14 protein-coding genes are annotated in these 17,374 nt (G+C 61.9%); 6 read left to right on the top strand and 8 right to left on the bottom strand.

Annotation, left to right across the window (positions count from 1 at the left end; genetic code table 11):
• Positions 1–2: 2 nt before the first annotated feature.
• Both BM438_RS35070 and BM438_RS35065 read right to left on the bottom strand, forming a co-directional pair.
• Positions 3–1,475 (bottom strand): sodium:solute symporter family protein, encoded by a 1,473-nt coding sequence (locus tag BM438_RS35070; protein ID WP_093644265.1) that lies wholly within the window; start codon positions 1,473–1,475, stop codon positions 3–5.
• A complete protein-coding gene (locus BM438_RS35065; protein WP_093644263.1) occupies positions 1,472–1,687 on the bottom strand; it encodes a DUF3311 domain-containing protein in 216 nt (71 codons plus the stop codon). The genes BM438_RS35070 and BM438_RS35065 overlap by 4 nt, the downstream gene beginning before the upstream one ends.
• A 347-nt stretch (positions 1,688–2,034) precedes the next feature.
• Between BM438_RS35065 and BM438_RS35055 the strand changes: the two genes are divergently transcribed.
• Together BM438_RS35055 and BM438_RS35050 are read left to right on the top strand one after the other, a co-directional pair.
• A complete protein-coding gene (locus BM438_RS35055; protein WP_093644259.1) occupies positions 2,035–2,712 on the top strand; it encodes a MarC family protein in 678 nt (225 codons plus the stop codon).
• 96 nt (positions 2,713–2,808) lie between these two features.
• Positions 2,809–3,642, top strand: coding sequence for a class II glutamine amidotransferase (locus BM438_RS35050; protein WP_093644257.1), 834 nt, complete (start codon positions 2,809–2,811; stop codon positions 3,640–3,642).
• Between the two features lie 5 nt (positions 3,643–3,647).
• Here the strand turns inward: BM438_RS35050 and BM438_RS35045 are convergent, their stop codons facing one another.
• The gene (locus BM438_RS35045; protein ID WP_093644255.1) at positions 3,648–5,396 is read right to left on the bottom strand and encodes a cobaltochelatase CobT-related protein; all 1,749 of its coding nucleotides are present in this window, start codon (positions 5,394–5,396) and stop codon (positions 3,648–3,650) included.
• Between the two features lie 37 nt (positions 5,397–5,433).
• Positions 5,434–6,660: an AAA family ATPase gene (locus tag BM438_RS35040; protein WP_093644381.1), complete on the bottom strand. Its 1,227-nt coding sequence runs from the start codon at positions 6,658–6,660 to the stop codon at positions 5,434–5,436.
• Between the two features lie 285 nt (positions 6,661–6,945).
• On the opposite strand from BM438_RS35040, the gene BM438_RS35035 reads away from it, so the two are divergent.
• The 3 genes from BM438_RS35035 to tkt all read left to right on the top strand — a co-directional run bounded on the left by BM438_RS35035 (position 6,946) and on the right by tkt (position 10,880).
• A complete protein-coding gene (locus BM438_RS35035) occupies positions 6,946–8,052 on the top strand; it encodes a porin (protein WP_093644378.1) in 1,107 nt (368 codons plus the stop codon).
• Between the two features lie 267 nt (positions 8,053–8,319).
• The gene (locus BM438_RS35030) at positions 8,320–8,565 is read left to right on the top strand and encodes a DUF6723 family protein (RefSeq protein ID WP_093644253.1); all 246 of its coding nucleotides are present in this window, start codon (positions 8,320–8,322) and stop codon (positions 8,563–8,565) included.
• 230 nt (positions 8,566–8,795) lie between these two features.
• Positions 8,796–10,880 (top strand): transketolase, encoded by a 2,085-nt coding sequence (gene tkt, locus BM438_RS35025; protein WP_093644251.1) that lies wholly within the window; start codon positions 8,796–8,798, stop codon positions 10,878–10,880.
• 32 nt (positions 10,881–10,912) lie between these two features.
• On the opposite strand, the gene zapE is transcribed toward tkt, so the two are convergent.
• The 4 genes from zapE to BM438_RS35005 form a co-directional block, all read right to left on the bottom strand.
• Positions 10,913–12,031, bottom strand: coding sequence for a cell division protein ZapE (gene zapE / locus BM438_RS35020; protein WP_093644249.1), 1,119 nt, complete (start codon positions 12,029–12,031; stop codon positions 10,913–10,915).
• Between the two features lie 19 nt (positions 12,032–12,050).
• Entirely contained in the window at positions 12,051–14,372 is a 2,322-nt protein-coding gene (locus tag BM438_RS35015) for a hybrid sensor histidine kinase/response regulator (protein ID WP_093644247.1), read from the bottom strand.
• A 4-nt stretch (positions 14,373–14,376) separates the two neighbouring features.
• Entirely contained in the window at positions 14,377–15,183 is an 807-nt protein-coding gene (locus tag BM438_RS35010; protein WP_093644245.1) for an alpha/beta fold hydrolase, read from the bottom strand.
• 125 nt (positions 15,184–15,308) lie between these two features.
• Entirely contained in the window at positions 15,309–16,211 is a 903-nt protein-coding gene (locus tag BM438_RS35005; RefSeq protein WP_093644243.1) for a YihY/virulence factor BrkB family protein, read from the bottom strand.
• A gap of 566 nt (positions 16,212–16,777) precedes the next feature.
• Between BM438_RS35005 and BM438_RS35000 the strand changes: the two genes are divergently transcribed.
• Positions 16,778–17,236 (top strand): response regulator, encoded by a 459-nt coding sequence (locus BM438_RS35000; protein ID WP_175051437.1) that lies wholly within the window; start codon positions 16,778–16,780, stop codon positions 17,234–17,236.
• The last annotated feature ends 138 nt before the right edge of the window (positions 17,237–17,374 follow it).

Here is a 17,374-nt window from a genome sequence, read left to right as displayed (position 1 = left end):
CCTCAATGCACCGGCGCGTGAGTCTGCTCGACCGAGCGCGGCTGCGTCACAGCGCTCACCAAGGCAAAAACAATCACGTTCACAGCCAATGCCAGGAAGCCGATATTGATGTCCTTCAGGGCGTCAGGCAAAAACGGCATCAGCTGCCCGATACTCAGATGCATGGTCGTCGTCACCGTGACGACCGCAACGCCCGCAAGAATCCCGCAAAACGCGCCGTACTTGGTCGCCCGGTTGTGCGGCAGCAAACTGCAGATCACCGCCGGAAACAGCTGGGTCACGAAGCTGTAGCCCATCAGCAGCAACGCCACGATCGTCTCACCGCCATGCAGCGTAAAGCCCACCGCCACCAGCGCCACCACCGGCACCAGGATGCGTGCGAGGTTGGCCACCGTCGCGTCCGAGGCATTGCGGCTCACCATGCCGCGATACACGTCGTTGGCAAGCAGCGTGGACGCCGACGTCAGGATCATCGAACCCGGCACCAGCGCCGTCAGAATCCCGGCCGCACCGATCACGCCGACGAACCATGGATCGAAAGTCTGCAAGGACAAACGGAACAATGAGAGGTCGATGTCGCCGCCCTTCAGGCCCGGTACCTTCAGCGTCGCTGCAAAGCCCACGAAGAATACGAACAGCAGAATCAACTGATACAGCGGCAGCACCATCGCGTTGCGGCGGAAAATACGCTCGTCCTTCGCCGTGAAAATCGAGCCGAACGTGTGCGGCCACATGAAGAAGCCCAGCGCGGTCAGGAGCACGGTCGACTGGAACCAGGTCACGCTCGAGCCCTTGGCCGGGAAGGTCAGGAAGCCCGGGCGCGCCGCGTCGATGGCGTGGAACATCTCGCCGAAGCCACCGTAGTAGTGCAGCGGCAGATAAATCCCGAGGAAGAGCACGATCGCCAGAATCAGCAGATCCTTCACCACCGAATTCCACGCGGAACCGCGCACGCCGGAGACGATCACGTAAGCCGTCACCACCGCGGCGCCGATCCAGATGGCCGCCGTCGACGAAATCGCGCCATACGAGGCCGTTGCCACGATGATGCCGAGTCCCTTGAGTTGCAGCACGAGGTACGGAATCAGCGCGGCCACACCAACCAGGGCAACGAGGGTGCCGAGCGCCGGGCTGTCGTACTTGCGCGTGAAGAAGTGCGGCTGCGAGACGAGATGGTGATTCTTCGCATAGCGCCAGATGGGCGGCAGCATCCAGTACGAGAGGATGTACGCGAGCGTGCCGTAGGCAAGAATGTAGTAGACCGGCGCGCCCTTGCCATAAGCAAAACCACTGCCGCCGAGGAAGGTGAAGGTGGTGTAGATCTCGCCCGCCATCAGCAGGAACACGAACGCGGTGCCGAAGCTGCGGCCGCCCACGGTCCACTGTTCGAGACTCATGTCGTGGCCGCGCCGCGCGCGCACGCCCAGGTACAGCGCAAACAGCGTAATGGCCGCAATGATGACGAGTGCGCTCATGGTCGGACCTCCTCGGCATCCGTGGCAAGCTGCCGGTTGCTCGGGTCCAGACGGTAGATGATCGCCATGATGATCGAACTCAGCACCACCCACATGACGATCCAGGCCAGCACGAACGGCATACCGAGCACCAGCGGCTCGACACGATTCACAAACGGGACGCCGAGCAGAATGCCGATGAACGGCAGCGCAGCGAGTACACGAAGCAACATAGGGGCGACTCCTCGAACCGGTAAGTACGTCTCGTTGAAAGTGCGGCTTCGCTGGGGACTGTATGCCTGATGCTTCAGTTACGTAAAGTAAGTCAAAAAAGTGTAGGCTTTTCGAAAGTTGTGCGCGCATCTTTCTACGCCCGTCTGCTGCGGTGCAGCGCCGCGCGCTGTGTGCATCGCCCCGTTTTTCGCCAATTTGCGTGCCGCGCCGCGATATCATCTGAGCCACGCAACGCGAGCAGCAATCTGGACCGCCCGAAGGCGTCCGGCACTTCAACCTGGCGTGGCGCGCTGGTGGGCGGTCAGTCGATCGGCCCGCCCGCGCCGCTGCCCGAAACGGATCGCATATGGTCGAAAGTCTGATCTCGGACATTCTCTTTGGCTTTACCGGGCTGATCAGCATCATCAACCCAATCGGCATGGCATTCGTCTTTCTCGACCGGACCGCATCGCTCACCACGGAAGACCGCACGGCGCTCGCGAAGAAGATCGCCTTCAACGTCATGTGCGTGCTGCTTGTCGCCTTCTTTGTCGGCACCCCGATTCTTCATTTCTTCGGCATTTCCATGGAGGCATTGCGCATCGGCGGGGGCCTCGCGGTCGCGGTCGGCGGTTGGCAGATGCTCAACGCGCCCGACACGCAACCGGCCGAGCAACCCGCGGTCAAGCGCGTGGACGCGGATAACGCCATGTCGAAGGCGTTCTTCCCACTCACCATTCCACTCACCACCGGGCCGGGTTCGATCGCTACCGCGGTCGCGCTGACCGCGAACCGCACGCATAAGCTCTCGGCGTTCGTGCTGTCGAGCATCGCTTCGGTGGTGATCTCGATTCTGGTGGCGGCCACCGTGTATCTGATCTACAGCCGCGCGGTGGTGTTCGCCAAGTATCTCGGCGTGGACGGCACCAAGGTCGCCATGCGCGTCTCGTCGTTTCTGCTGCTGTGCATTGGCGTGCAGATTATCCTGACCGGTTTTTCGGAGTTCCTGACACCGATCGCTCAACTGCAACCCGTGGTCAAATAGCGGTCGGCGGCACGTGAGCCTGATCGAGGCTCGCGCGAGTTTCGTCAGACATCTCGTCGCAATTCATCGCATTACGTCGCAACCGGAGGGGAACTCATGTGCCGCTGGCTCGCTTATACCGGTAACGCGCTGCAACTCGAAACGGTGCTGTTCAACGCCAAACACTCCCTGATCGACCAGAGTCTGCATTCGCGGCTCGGCCAGACCACCACCAACGGCGATGGCTTCGGCATCGGCTGGTACGGTCATCCCACCGACATCCCGTTTCGCTATCGCTGCATCCACCCCGCGTGGAGCGACCGCAATCTGCGCGAGGCCGCGCGGGCGATCCGCGCGCCGCTGTTCGTCGCGCACATTCGTGCGGCCACCGGTACGCCCTCGCAGGAAACCAATTGTCATCCGTTTCGGTACGGGCGGTGGCTCTTCATGCATAACGGGCTGGTGCGTAACTTTCCGCTGGTACGCCGCGATCTGATGCTGGCGATCGATCCCGAGTTTTTCCCGTCAATCGAAGGTTCGACGGATTCCGAGGTGCTGTTTTTTCTCGCGCTGACTTTCGGTCTCGAACTCGCGCCGGTTACCGCGCTCGAGCGGATGGTGGGTTTTGTCGAGGACATCGGGCGCAAACACGGTGTCGATGAGCCGCTGAACATGACCGTATGCGCCACCGACGGCGAGCAGATCGTCGCGGTTCGCTATTCGAGCGAAGGGCAGTCGCGCTCGCTCTTCCACAGCACCTCGTTCCGGCATCTGCACGATCTGTATCCGGACGACCCGCGCATCGCGACAGCGGGTGAAGACGCCTTCCTGGTCTTGTCGGAGCCGCTGTCGGATTTGCCTGGCTGGTGGGAAGAGATTCCGGAGAGCACGGCCGTGGTCGCGCGGGGCGGGGAGATCGATCAGTATCCGTTCAGGCCGCAACTGGCGTAAGCGCGCTAGCGCGTCAGCAGCATCGAACTCAACACCGAGAAGACCGTCGACGGCAATTCGGCCAGGCGGCTCACCACCACGTTGTGCGGATAGAAGTCCTCGACCGCGTCGGTCAATACGCCGATCCCCAGCAGTTCGATGCCGCGTTTCTGGATCGCCGCGACGCGTTCGCGCAGATCGTGGCGCAATACCTGCGGGTCGCCATCGCCGGTCGACGGATAGCCGTCGGAGAACACAATCAGGATGCGCCGCTCGGCTTGATGATCCGCAAGCCGCGTTGCCGCCCAGGCGAGCGCCTCGCCGTCCGGATTCTCGTGACCGCAATCGATCGTGGCGATCCCGCTTGGATCGATCGAGCCAAAACGTTTGTAGACTTTCAGATCGAGCCGCTCGACAAAGCGGTTATAGCGCTGCAAATCCGCGCCCGCCGCGAGTTGCCGCTCATACAGTTGCTTCATCGGCGCGGACTCGAGCGAGCAATAACCAAGCACTTCGCAGTCGAACGATAACTGCGTCAGCGCATCGCACAGCGCGGTCGCGCACAGACGCGCTAGCTCGATCTTGCGCCCGGCCATTGAACCGCTGCGATCGATCAGCAAGCTCACGGCGACGTCGCGCCCTTTGGCTGCCCGCTGCGTGCGAAACGGCGTGCGGTAACCGGGCGAGGTCGCCAGTTTGGCGAGCGCGGTGCGGTCGATCTCGCCGCGTTCCTGTTCGCGGCGCCAACGGGTGCGTTCGTCGGCGCTCAGCGCACGCTCGAGTTTCTCCTTGAGCGGCGCGGTGTCCGCTCGGGCCTGCGCGCGAAGCTCGCGCCATGTCGCGCTGTCGCCTTGACCGGTGACGTCGGTGATCTCGTCGAATTCGGTGGCGAGAGGAATCGATAGTCGCGCGCGGGTGGTGTCTGGCACCACGCCGGCTTCGTCTTCGGAACGTGCCGACGCTTGCTGCGCATCGGCTAGCGATTGCCCCATGCCCACCGCGTTTTCCGCTTGTGCGCCACCGCTTTTATCGGACGGCGGTGAGGCTGCGTTGTCCTGGTCGGGCAGGGTGGTGTCGTCGTTGAGTGGCGCCGAGGACGACGTGGCGGTTTCCGTGTCGATGTCTTCAACCGGATCCGCGGTGAACACCATGCTGTTGACATCGCCCGCCGATAAAGCCCGCACGCGCGCCACCAACGCCTGCGCGGCCGCGATGCTTTGCGCGGTCGAACGGCTTCTGCGCGACTCGTCCAGCAGATCCTGCGCGGCGTGCAGCGCGGCCAGCAGGGAATGGCTCGCTTCGGTCCGGGTCGGCTGTTCGTCCCACAGCGCGCGCTCCACTAGCCAGACCAGCCGGTCGCGCCAATGCAGCTTCGGCCAGCGCAGCCGCGCCTGCTCGGCGGCATGCACACGCAGTTTGCCGATGAACCAGCGCGCGCCCGGATACTCGTCGAGTAGTTGTACGCAGACGCGGCGATCCTCGATCACCTGCGCGAGATTCGCCGCCACGCCCGGCGGCAGCGCGTCCATCTGCGCGAGCGACGAATGTTTGGCGCGTGCCACCAGCAGATCCAGATAGCCGATCAGCACGTCGCGCTCGACGCCGCCGCTCAGCTCGTAGTCGGGAATCACGATGCGGCCGGGTTCCACACGCGGCCCATCCGGGCTGAAGGCGACCGTCACGCCGTATTGCCCGGTCAGCACGCGCGCCACTTTGCTCAGCGTCGATTCAAACGCGAAGCCTCGCGTGTCGCGCATTGCGTGCATGGCGTTCATTTGCGTGTCGTGGTCAGTGTGCTGTGGTCACTTAGCGTCAGGCGGCCGGCGCAATGTGATGGCGAACGATGCCGCGAATCAGGGCCGCGTCCTCGGGACTGACCTTCGCATAGATCGCGGGACCGGCGGCGCGTTCGGGGTCGCCGGTGCGCAGCATCAACTCGGCCCAGTCGAGCAGGCGCCGCGTGGAGAATGCGCTCGACAAGTCTTCGCGAGCGAACGCCGCGCGGCAGTCGGCGGCAATGGCGGCGAGGGTGGTGGCGAGCGCGCGTGTCATATGCGGGGCGAGGGTGCGCATCAGCACGTCGGCTTCTTCGGCGGGCGTCAGATAATCCAGCATATAGACGCGCCAGCGATCGAGAAACGCCTCGTTCATCAGATTCGCGCCCTGATACAGATGACGGAACTGGCTCATCGCGCCAACTGCATTGGCCGTCGCGAACAGCCGGAACGCGGGATGCGGTGCGACGATCTCGTTGCCTTTTTCTTTCAGCACGAGACGCCCGTGCGGTTCGAGCACGGCGGTGAGAGCGGCGAGAATCGACGGTTCGGCGAAATCGATTTCATCGACGATAAGCCAAAGGCCCTCGCGCATCGCCGTGGGCAATACGCCGTCCACCCAGATCGTCTCGCCACCCTTGACCGTCCAGAAGCCGACAAAATCGCCGACAGTGGTTTGCCCGTTCATGTTCGAGCGCAACACGCCGTGATGCGAGCGCGCGGCGACCTGCTCGATCAGGCTGGTCTTGCCGGCGCCGGTGTGGCCGATCAGCATGACGCGCCGGTTCTCCACGATATCTTCGACGATGTCGTTAAAGCGTTCGGAAAACAGATAGGCCGGATTGACGCGCGGCACGAGCGGGTTGTCCACGCCGCAGGGCACGTCGACACGACCGATGCGCACCGTTTCACCCGCACCCTCTACTTGCAGATGGCGCTTCGCCGCCGAGGCCAGCGCCGCAACGCGCTGCAGCTCCGGCATGAAGGCCACGCGTTCTGCGGCGCCTGCTTCGTCCGCGGCATCGGGCGTATCGATTGCAAAGCCCTCGCGGCGCCATTTCTTCAGTTTCGCGCGCAGGTTTTCCGCGTCGACCACCAGATCGATATCGACCGATCCGGCGCCGTTGCCGTCATCGACCCCATGTTCGAGCCGGTAGTTTTCCGGCCGGTCCGCCACGCTGACGCGCCACCATTCCGCGCCGTTCTCTGTCGCACGTTGGTAAAGGCCAAGGTTTTCGTCTTCGGTCAGTTCAGGCACGTTCATGGCGAGTGGAAATGGATGAATGGACAAACGATTAGCGCGTTTCTATTTGGCTGATGCCGAATGAGCGACTATCTTATCGTGAGTACCTTTCGATCTCACCGATGGGGATTTCTTTTGAGGCACGCCGACTCCACTGCGGATTTTCAATGCCGAGCGCGCAGTCCGCAAAAGCTTATTGCGTCAAACGGATAGGCCAGCAAGCACCGATCACCTATAGTTCGTGCGCGAAACGTGTAGTTTTACAACATTCTATTCTCGACAGAAGAAACTCACGGCAAAACAATGATGAGACTACATACAAAATTAGTGGCCGCTCTGGCGGTGATCAGTCCGCTGGCATATGGTCAAACCAGCGTGTCGTTATATGGCCGTCTCGACGGCGGCCTGGAATACCTGAATCACATCAATAATGGCTCGGGCGGCAGTTCGACCCGTTGGAGCGCTGAAGGCGGCGATTGGGGCACCAGTATGCTGGGCCTCAAAGGCAATGAAGATCTGGGCGGCGGGTTGAATGCGATCTTCAACCTCGAAACCGGTCTGCAAATCATGAACGGCACCACCGGCGGCGGACGGCTGTGGTCACGGCGTGCCTTCGTCGGCCTGAAGAGCGACCAGTGGGGCACGCTGCAGGCCGGGCGCAATCTGTTTATCGATAGCGATGGCGTGTGGGAATTCGACCCGTTCGTGCAGGAGGCGTTTTCGTCGGCATCGCTCGTGCGCGGACGCAACTGGCAGCAGACCAGCAACAACGTCGAGTATCACAGCCCGGTGTTCTGGGGCTTCGACGTACAGGCGCAATACGCTTTCGGCAATCAGGCGGGCGCATTCAACAGCGGTGCATCAGGCGAGTTTGGCCGCTCCGACGGCATTATGCTGACGTATCATTCGCCGCTCTTCGACGTGCGTGGCATCTACGACGAACTGCGTGACAGCAACGGCCGCTTCACCAACATCTTCCAGGCCTCGCGCGAATACTTCGCCGGTGCGAACGTGCATTTCGATGCGTGGAAAATCCAGGGCGCCTATACGCATTACTCGGCGCCGGATTCCCCGGTGGGCGTGGCCGACACTGCCGATCACTACTGGCTCGGCGCGACGTACAACATCCAGTCGCGCTGGGCGGTGACGGCGGGCGGCTATTACATCAAGGTCGGCGACGGCGGCAGCGATGCCGCGCACGACCCGTCCGGCCACGCGATGATGTACGTGCTCGGCACCACCTATAACCTCTCGAAGCGGACCTTCGTGTACGGCACGGTGGGCTACGTACGCAACGGCAGCAACTCGAATTTTTCGCTTGAAGCGTCGCCGCGCGATGCCACCAATAACACGAGTCCGCTTGCGGGCGAATCGCAAACCGGCGCGTATGTCGGGATGCTGCATCAGTTTTAAGGTAGCTTTCGCGGCACGTTCGTAACGGCCGTCCATACGACGGCAGCCGCAACCCGTTGCGGCTGCAACAACCTCATGTCGATTTGCCCAGGCGCACTCGAACCGGGTTCAACGGATTTCCAGTGCGCGCTGTTTTACTTCCCTCCCAATTTCGCGCTGAGCCCATTCCGCTTCGGGTGGAACGGGTATTGCCGGACGCCGGTACGCAGCTTGCTGCCATTGGAATTGGCGCACCGGACCAGAGGTGCAGGGATAAGGGATATAAACATGGCGCGACATAAGGCCGACGTGGTTGACGACGACTTCGAGATTTACGCCAGCTATCACGGAACAGGCGACGGCCGTTACATAGGTGGATTGAAGGTCGTCAGAAAAGCCGACCGGCGGATTCTGTTTCCATTCGATGGCGCACCCGAGATCGGCCCGTACGCGACCGCCGACGAGGCGCGCCGCGCGGCGATCGACTACGGCCGCGAGATTGTGGCCGCCGACCGTGCGGCCCCCGAGAAGTAACGCGCCTGGTAAAGCCGCAAGCCGTTTGAAAGAACTACCTCCAATCATCAGCACAACGCGGCACAGGATGTAACGCGCCGTGCAGATTTACGCGCATCGGCGCATCATCGATGAGCCTTGTGGTCCTCAAGCGTTCTTCCACGTTCTTCCAAATGAACACCGGTCGCCGACCACGCCGATTCAATGCGCGTCCCGGCGATGTCTCCAACCGCCGAACAAGGAGTGTCCCCATGCAAAACGATCCCGCCCTCGATCAGTTGTGCATCAACACGATTCGCACGCTGTCGATGGACGCTGTGCAAAAGGCCAATTCCGGTCACCCCGGCACACCGATGGCCCTGGCGCCGGTCGCCTACCATCTGTGGCAAAACCACCTTGTTTATGATCCGGACGAGCCGCTGTGGCCGAATCGCGACCGTTTCGTGCTCTCAGTTGGGCACGCGTCGATGCTGTTGTACTCGCTGTTGCATCTGGCGAACGTCAAGGCGGTGGACCACGACGGCAAGCCGACCGGGTCGCCCGCCGTCTCGCTCGACGACATCGAACATTTCCGCCAACTCGACAGCAACACGCCTGGCCACCCTGAATACCGAATGACCACCGGTGTGGAGACGACCACCGGTCCGCTCGGCCAGGGGCTGGGCAATAGCGTCGGCATGGCGATGGCGGCACGCTGGCACGAAAGCCACTTCAACAAGCCCGATGCGCCGCTGTTCGATTACCGCGTCTACGCGCTATGCGGAGACGGCGACATGATGGAAGGCATCTCGCACGAAGCGGCGTCGCTGGCAGGGCATCTGAAGTTGTCGAATCTGATCTGGATCTACGACAGCAACCGCATCACCATTGAGGGCCACACCGACCTCGCTTATAGCGACGACGTGGAGAGCCGTTTCCGTGGCTACAACTGGCACACGCTGCATGTGAACGATGCCAACGACGCCGCGGCGCTCGAAGCCGCGTTTGTTGAAGCGAAAAGCATCACGGACAGGCCGACGCTGATCGTGGTCCATAGCATCATCGGCTGGGGTGCGCCGCACAAGCAGGACACGTCCGCCGCGCATGGCGAGGCGCTGGGTGTCGAAGAAGTGGCGCTGACCAAGAAATTCTATGGCTGGCCCGAAGACAAGTTCTTCTACGTGCCGGACGGCGTGCATGAACGTTTCGCGCAGGGTATCGGCGCGCGCGGCAAGGCGGCGCGCGAGACATGGCAGGCGAAGTACGATGCGTACAACAAGCAATACCCGGAACTGTCACGCGAATTCGCGCAGATGGAAGCGCACGAATTGCCGGAGGGCTGGGACAGTGGCATCCCCACCTTCGATGCCGATCCGAAGGGCATCGCCTCACGTGATTCTTCAGGCAAGGTGCTCAACGCGATTGCCGCGCGCGTGCCCTGGATGATCGGCGGTGCAGCCGATCTCGCGCCGTCCACCAAGACGAATCTGAAATTCGAAGGCGCCGGCAGTTTCGAAGCCGACGACTATGGCGGGTGCAACCTGCACTTCGGGATTCGCGAGCACGGCATGGGCGCGGCGGTGAACGGGCTCGCGTTGTCGAATATGCGGCCGTTCGGTTCGACCTTCCTGATTTTCAGCGACTACATGAAGCCGCCGATTCGTCTTTCCGCAATCATGGAAGTGCCGGCGATCTACGTGTTCACGCACGATTCGATCGGCGTCGGCGAGGATGGTCCGACCCATCAGCCGATCGAACAACTGGCTTCGCTGCGTGGCGTGCCGGGACTGACCGTGCTGCGTCCGGGCGACGCGAATGAGGTCGCCGAAGCGTGGCGCGTGGCGATGTCGCATTCACAGCGGCCGTCGTGCATCATCGTGTCGCGTCAGGCCTTGCCGACGCTGGACCGCACGCGCTATGCGTCGGCGAAAGGCGTGCAGAAGGGCGCTTATGTGCTCGCCGATGCGCCTGACGGGCAGAAGCCTGAAGTGATTCTGCTCGCCACGGGCAGCGAATTGTCGCTATGTGCCGACGTCTACGAGAAGCTCAAGAGTGAAGGGATCGCGGCGCGGGTGGTGTCGATGCCGTCGTGGGACCTCTTCGAGCTACAGGACGAGGCCTATCAGGATTCCGTGCTGCCGCCCGATGTGGATGCGCGCGTGGCCGTCGAGCAGGCGGGAACGTTGGGTTGGGACCGCTATGTCGGCCGGCTCGGCGCGCAGGTGGTGATGCATACGTTCGGCGCGTCGGCGCCGCTCGCCGATCTGAAGAAGAAGTTCGGCTTCACGCCAGACCATGTGTATGACGCGGCGAAGCAGCAGATTGCGCGAGTGAAGGGGAAGAGCGGCAAGGCGTAGGGTGTGTCTGCAGAGGGTCGTTCACGCCGTTGTCACGGCTGGGCGACCGTTTGCGCTGCGGCGCTCTCGATCCTGCCGGCAGCGTTGTCGAGCGTGCTGCGATAGCCGCGCGATTGCATTTCGGCGAGCCTGCTGAGCGTTCTCGACAGATCGTGCGCGCCTTCGAGTCCGCTCAGCGCTGCCTCGATCGGCTGATCGGACGCGATGAACAGCGCGCATTTGCGGTCGTAGAAGATATCGACAAGCCATATGAGCCGCTGCAGCGTATGCGCCTGGGCAAGCCACTCAGTGCGCACCTGATCGAGAATCAGGCCGTGCCAATGCTCGGCGAGGTCCAGGTAGTCAAGGTGCGAACGGCTTGCCACGCACAGGTTTTCGAAGTCCGCCCATAGCAAAGCGGCTCCCGCGGCGTGCGCGGCGAGCGGCCGGCCTGCCGCGCTGACGGTGGCAGGCTCCAGTGTCTCGTTGCCTTCATAGCGCTCGAAAATTTGCAGGAGTGCGTCGCCGGTGGCCGCGTCGAGCGGCGCAAAAAAGTGCGACAGCGCGGCTTCTTCGCCGCCGAAACGGTAATCACGTGCGCCGTCGAAATGAATCAGCGTGAAGCAACGTTTGATCTGTTCGATCGTGGGCAGGAAGCGCTCGTGAAACTCCGGGTCGGACAGCAAGGCGTCTGGTGCGTAGTTCGAGGTCAGCACGATGCGTGTGCCCAAACCGATCGCGGTATCGAGAAACCGGCCCATCAGGAACGCGTCGGCGATATCGTGCACGTGAAATTCGTCGAAGCACAGCAACTCCACGCCGTCGAGCCATTGTCGCGAGACTGACCCCAGCCGGTCGTCGCCGCTCGGCTCATTCACCAGGCGCCGGTTCATCTCGCGCAGGAATTCGTGGAAATGCAGGCGCCGCTTCCGGCAGCTTGCCAACTCGAACACCGTGTCGACTACCAGGCTTTTGCCACGACCGGGTAAGCCGTGGCAGTAGACGCCCTGATGCGTGGACGTGGAGCCGGACTTTGCGCGGCGCCCGTTTGACCCGCTTGTTCCGCTTACGCCCAGTAACGTGACGAGCGCCGCGATGGCATCGCGTTGGGTTGCATCGGGAACGATGTCGCGCGCGGCGAGGGCGCTGACTACTTGAGCTTCATCAAGCATAGGCTGGAGGTTCCGTCTGTTAGCGGTTCAATACGCGCTGTAATTCTCGCGGATCGACAGGCTTGGTGAAATGGTGGTCGAAGCCCGCTTCTTCAGCGGTCTGCTTGTCCTGCTGCTGGCCCCAGCCGGTAACGGCGATCAGCAGAATGCCTGCGTCATGATGATCATGGCGAATGCGCCGCGCCAATTCATAGCCGTTCAGGCGCGGCAAACCGATATCGAGAATCACCGCCTGCGGTGCGAATTCGCCGATCAGTTCCAAGCCGGCGATGCCGTCGCCGGCAGTGCGCACCTCGTGGCCCTCGAGTTCGAGCACCATGGCGAGGCTATCGGCGGCGTCTGCATTGTCGTCGACGATCACGACGCGCAAGCCCGCCGTGCGCGGCATTTCGGCCGGCGCATTCTCCGACTGCTGCGGGGTCGCTTTCGATAAGGGCAGGCGGATCACGAACTCGCTGCCGCTGCCAGGACCGCTGCTGAATGCGGCGACCGTGCCGCCGTGCAGTTCGGCGAGGCCGCGCACCAGCGCGAGACCGATACCGAGGCCGCCTTGCGAGCGCTCCAGCGCCGGGGCGAGTTGCGAGAACATTTCGAACACGCTGTCCAGATGCTCGCGCGGAATGCCGATGCCGGAGTCACGTACGACGATCACCGCTTCATCGCCTTCGCGCTCCGCGGCGAGCGAGATGCTGCCGCCCGGCGGCGTGTACTTGGCCGCGTTGTTCAGCAGGTTCAGGATCATCTGCGACAGGCGTGTGGGATCGGCATCGAGATAGAGCGGCTCGCGCGGTAACGTCATGCTCAGATGATGCGCCGACGCCTGCACGGTGGGCTGCGCCGCTTCCATGGCGGATTGCATCGCACGCGCGAGTTCGAGCCGCTGCTTGCGCAATTCGAGTTTGCCCTGCGTGATGCGCGACACTTCCAGCAGGTCGTCGACCAGATGCGTCATGTGTTGCAATTGCCGGTCGAACACGTCGCGAGACCAGCTCAATTGCGGATCGGCGAATTCCTTCAGACGCAGGATTTCGAGCACATTGCGCATCGGCGCGAGAGGATTGCGCAGCTCATGCGCGAGCGTGGCGAGAAATTCGTCCTTGCGGCGATCGGCTTTTGAGAGCTCCAGATTCAGACGCTGCAATTGCTGTTCGGCACGCCTGCGCCCGGTGATGTCGCGGCTCACGCTGACCGCGCCATAGATGTCGCCGCGCGCATTCGCCAGCGGCTTGACCACCGTTTCGCACACGCCACGTGAGCCGTCGCGGCGCATGAAGGTCAGTTCGCTGCGCCACGTGCCATCTGCAGCGAGGCCGGCGAACGCTTCGCGGCGGATGCGTAGCGCATCTTCCGGCGGATGGAACATCGAAATCGGTTTGCCGAGAATCTCACGCATGCGATAACCCAGCATGCGTTCTCCGCCGACGTTGAAATCGGTGATGTTCCCACGGAGATCGGTGATCACGATCGCGTCGCTCAGATGCTCGAAAATCGCCGCCTGGCGCAGCAGCACGGTCTGTGCTTCCTTGCGCTCGGTAACGTCGATACCGAGGCCGTAGATCGTCAGCGGCTCGCCGTGGCTGTTATAAGTGGCGCGGCCGCGGCCTTCCATCCAGCACCAGTCGCCGCTTGCATGCAGGAAGCGGAATTCGGCGACGTAGTCGTCACCGCTTTTCACCGCATGATCGACTGCCTCGTTGAGCGCAATCAGGTCGCCGGGATGAATCAGTTCGAAAAAGCCACCGGGTATTTTCGCAAACCGTCCCTCGGCGTAGCCCGCGAGCGCTTCGAGTTCGCGGCTCCACCAGAACTTGCCCGACTTCGGTTCGTGCGACCACGCACCCATACGCGCACCGCGCATGGCGAGGCTCAGCACATCGCGGCTTTCCTGTAACTCTTTCTGTGCGAGTTGATGCGCGGCGACCGACGCCTCCGCATTACGGCGCGCGAGCAGCAATTCCTGCTCGTACTTATGGCGATCCGCGACGATCAGTACCGCCACTTCGACATAGGTGACTTCGCCATGACGACGGCGTACGGCGTTGAGCAGCATCGGCACCACGTGGCCTTCGCGATGCATCATGTTCAGTTTGACCTCGGCCACCGAGCCTTGCATCTGCAGAAGCGGCGCCCAATGTGTCTGGTAGAACACTTTGCCGCCGGTGGTCAGCAGGTCCTGAATGCGCTTCGTGGTGGCGAGCTCAAGCGCTTGATAGCCGAGCCAACCGCAGAAGGTCGCGTTCACGCGCAGGATGCCGCCGTCGGTGTCGGTCACGAGCAGGCCGCAGGCGGCGTGCTCGAACAACACATCGGCAGACGGCAGCGGACGGTCCGTGCTTTGCATTGTCTTACAGACTCATCGGCTCGAGGAAGGCGCGCATGGCCGCGGCGCTCGCGCTGGGAGAACTCAGATGCGGACAATGGCCGACGTTCTCGATGACGTGCAGCGTGCTGGCGGGCATCATTCTCTTCATATATTCGCCAACCGAGCGCGGCGCGATGATGTCGTCGCTACATTGCAGGATCAGCGCAGGCGTGACGATGCGCGGGAGCAGCGCGCGGTGATCGGAGAGAAACGTGACGCGGGCGAAGTGCCGCGCGATCTCGGGGTCGGTGCGACAGAAGCTGTTGGTCAGTTCGATGCCGAGTTCGGGCTGCTCGGGCGCGCCCATGATGGCCGGCGCCATGGTGCTCGACCAGCCGAGGTAATTGCTTTCGAGCGTGCGTAACAGGTCCTCGATATCCTCGCGCGAAAAGCCGCCGACATAGTCGCCGTCATTCACATAGCATGGCGACGGACCTACCATGATGTGCGCGGCAAAGAGATCTGGCACTTCGAGACCGGCGATCAAGCCGATCATTGCGCTGACCGAGTGGCCGACGAACACCACCGGCCCCTCGGCGCCAACATCATTGACGATCTCGATCAGGTCGGCCGCATAGCCGTTCAGCGAGCCGTACTTGTCGAAGTCATAGGCCGACAGATCAGAAGAGCCGCTGCCGACGAGGTCGAACATCACGGTTCTGTATTCGCCATGGAACGACGGCGCGAGGTAACGCCACATGCTCTGATCGCAGCCGAAGCCGTGCGCCATCACCATGGTTCGTTGGCCGGAACCGGAAACTTTCACGTTATTGCGCTTGCTGATGCTCATTACCGATTCCTGAGGCCTGCGGGCCTAAGTGGCGGAACGCCAGGCCCGGCATGTTATGAGGCAATGTTACCGCAGTCTTGCCGTGAGGCCGTGCCCGATGTGCAGCCGCAAGGGTGCGATATCCCTCACGCTGTTTTTATTTCCTGCGGCGGAGCTTCAGCCGGCTCGAGCCCGAATCGTTCGTATTGCGAAATCACCTGCGCGCCGAACAGAAGCAAGGTAGCTAGCCACTCCAGACTGAACAGGATCACGATGGCCATGGTCAGCGACCCATACACCACACTGACCTGCGACAGCGTTGCAAAATACCAGACCAGCACATGCCGCGTGATCTCCCACAGCACGGCGGCAACGATTCCGCCGAAGAGCGCGTGTTTGAGGGAAGGTCGCCCAACGGGCATGACCATATAAATCGACGTCAACACAAAAACCTCGCCCGCGAGGCCGAGCAGATATAACACCGCGCGCGACAATCCCTGCAATGAAACATGCAGGCCGAATAGTTCGACACCCTCGGCCCCGACGGCCTCCAGGCCGCTCGACACAAACGTCACGATCAATAATCCAATGCCGAGAAAGAGGATGTAGCAATAGGGCAGCAGCGCAGAGAGCAAAAAGTGTCGGCGCCGCACCACCACCCGGTGTACGAAAATTAACGACATCGCGTTCTCGAGCACCGTGAATGCGAGCGAGCTGAAAAAAATCATGGTCAGCAATAGAACCCAGCCAATCACCGCGCGATGCGCCAGAAAGTTGGCCAGCTCTCGTACCAGCGCAGTGGACTGACCAGGCACCAGCCACTGCAACAGATGTCCCAGCGCTGCCAGCAGAACGTGCTGCGGCACGAGGCGTGACAACACGATCACGATAAGAATCATGAGCGGCACAATCGACAATAGCGCGTAATAAGCGACCGCCCCCGCGAGCAGCAAACCCTGGTTCGCGCGGAAGGCTTTCAACGTCTGCAGCACAAACGTGCCGGGATGTTTCGCCACATACAGCGCGTGCTCATCGATGATGGTTGGCATGGCTCCTCACGGTGTGCGTCTTCGGGCCTGATAGAAAGGCAATCCGTTTCAGCACCTACCGTAAATTCGTAGCAAGAACGCAGCCAACCCGGCGACCGTGCGGGATAACCCGCAGGCAGCGTTATCGATGCGACGCCGTTTTCCGACAAAATTTCGCGCATTTCTCCAACCGACGTTTGGGTGTTTTCCCCAACTCGTCGCGACTATATTCGTTCGTATACAACGGGCCGATGATGCCATGGTGAATACGAAGCTATGCGCAATGCACGCAGCAAGGGCGGCATGCACGGCGGAAGTGCGTTTCATCTGTATTTCAGCGCAATATCCCGTGCTTGCGCACGATGTGTCGCGAGGCGTCAAGACAGCATAAATCAGGAAGCGGCAGTTCGCCCGTTGCGCTATGGTGAGGATGTGGCGCATGTGCAGCGGTGGATCGAGCGCGGCGTGGCGAAAACCGAAGCAAATGCCTGGCGAGCGATAAGCGCTTGCCGCGCGGTGGGAGCGAATCTTGCTCGCATGTTCCTCGATGCCCAGAAGCGGCACCAGAAAGAAGCCAGGAGACCAGGGTGACGTTCGACGACAGAATGGACGAGAGCGATGACGTCGTGGTTTGGCGGACTATTCAGTATGCGATGGCATCAAACCGTCGCGTACTGGTGGTCGACGATTACCGCGAAGCGGCCGAAGCGTTGCAAATGCTGCTGAACGCCGACGGCTTTGAGTGCCGTGCGCTATGCGATCCGCTTGCAGTCTGCGGTATGGCCTGCGAGTGGCAGCCGTTCGCGGTTTTGCTTGACATCAAGATGCCCGGCCTCGATGGCCTTGAGCTGGCTCGTCGCCTGCGGGCCAATCCGTTGACTTCGGACATGTTGCTGGTGGCCTGTACGGCGTTTGCTTCGCGCGAAGACAAGGTGCGGGCCAAGGCCGCCGGTTTCGACGCGCATTGTGCCAAACCCCTGACACCGGAGCGGCTCTTGCGCGTGCTCGAGTCTGCCGCCGCGTTGCATACTGTGGGACCGCAGTAAAGACGGCGTAATCATGCCCGTTGCGTTAATTTCTCTTCGAAGTTCCCACCGGTTAGCCGGTTCTGCGGACGCTCTTTAGTCCGCGTCATTCCTGTCTCCATTCATGCGCGGCGAACGCATCGTATGCAGTGCTTGCAC

It is taken from the genome of Paraburkholderia aspalathi, assembly GCF_900116445.1.
GTDB classification, from domain to species: domain Bacteria; phylum Pseudomonadota; class Gammaproteobacteria; order Burkholderiales; family Burkholderiaceae; genus Paraburkholderia; species Paraburkholderia aspalathi.
This window is presented reverse-complemented; position numbering and strand designations above follow the sequence as displayed.

Bases quoted from the DNA above. Each gene is read 5' to 3' on its own strand.
- BM438_RS35045 (WP_093644255.1), bottom strand. From the start codon at position 5,396: ATGAACGCCATGCACGCAATGCGCGACACGCGAGGCTTCGCGTTTGAA.
- BM438_RS35030 (WP_093644253.1), top strand. From the start codon at position 8,320: ATGGCGCGACATAAGGCCGACGTGGTTGACGACGACTTCGAGATTTAC.
- BM438_RS35040 (WP_093644381.1), bottom strand. From the start codon at position 6,660: ATGAACGTGCCTGAACTGACCGAAGACGAAAACCTTGGCCTTTACCAA.
- BM438_RS35065 (WP_093644263.1), bottom strand. From the start codon at position 1,687: ATGTTGCTTCGTGTACTCGCTGCGCTGCCGTTCATCGGCATTCTGCTC.
- BM438_RS35070 (WP_093644265.1), bottom strand. From the start codon at position 1,475: ATGAGCGCACTCGTCATCATTGCGGCCATTACGCTGTTTGCGCTGTAC.
- BM438_RS35005 (WP_093644243.1), bottom strand. From the start codon at position 16,211: ATGCCAACCATCATCGATGAGCACGCGCTGTATGTGGCGAAACATCCC.
- BM438_RS35055 (WP_093644259.1), top strand. From the start codon at position 2,035: ATGGTCGAAAGTCTGATCTCGGACATTCTCTTTGGCTTTACCGGGCTG.
- BM438_RS35050 (WP_093644257.1), top strand. From the start codon at position 2,809: ATGTGCCGCTGGCTCGCTTATACCGGTAACGCGCTGCAACTCGAAACG.
- BM438_RS35010 (WP_093644245.1), bottom strand. From the start codon at position 15,183: ATGAGCATCAGCAAGCGCAATAACGTGAAAGTTTCCGGTTCCGGCCAA.
- zapE (WP_093644249.1), bottom strand. From the start codon at position 12,031: ATGCTTGATGAAGCTCAAGTAGTCAGCGCCCTCGCCGCGCGCGACATC.
- tkt (WP_093644251.1), top strand. From the start codon at position 8,796: ATGCAAAACGATCCCGCCCTCGATCAGTTGTGCATCAACACGATTCGC.
- BM438_RS35015 (WP_093644247.1), bottom strand. From the start codon at position 14,372: ATGCAAAGCACGGACCGTCCGCTGCCGTCTGCCGATGTGTTGTTCGAG.
- BM438_RS35035 (WP_093644378.1), top strand. From the start codon at position 6,946: ATGAGACTACATACAAAATTAGTGGCCGCTCTGGCGGTGATCAGTCCG.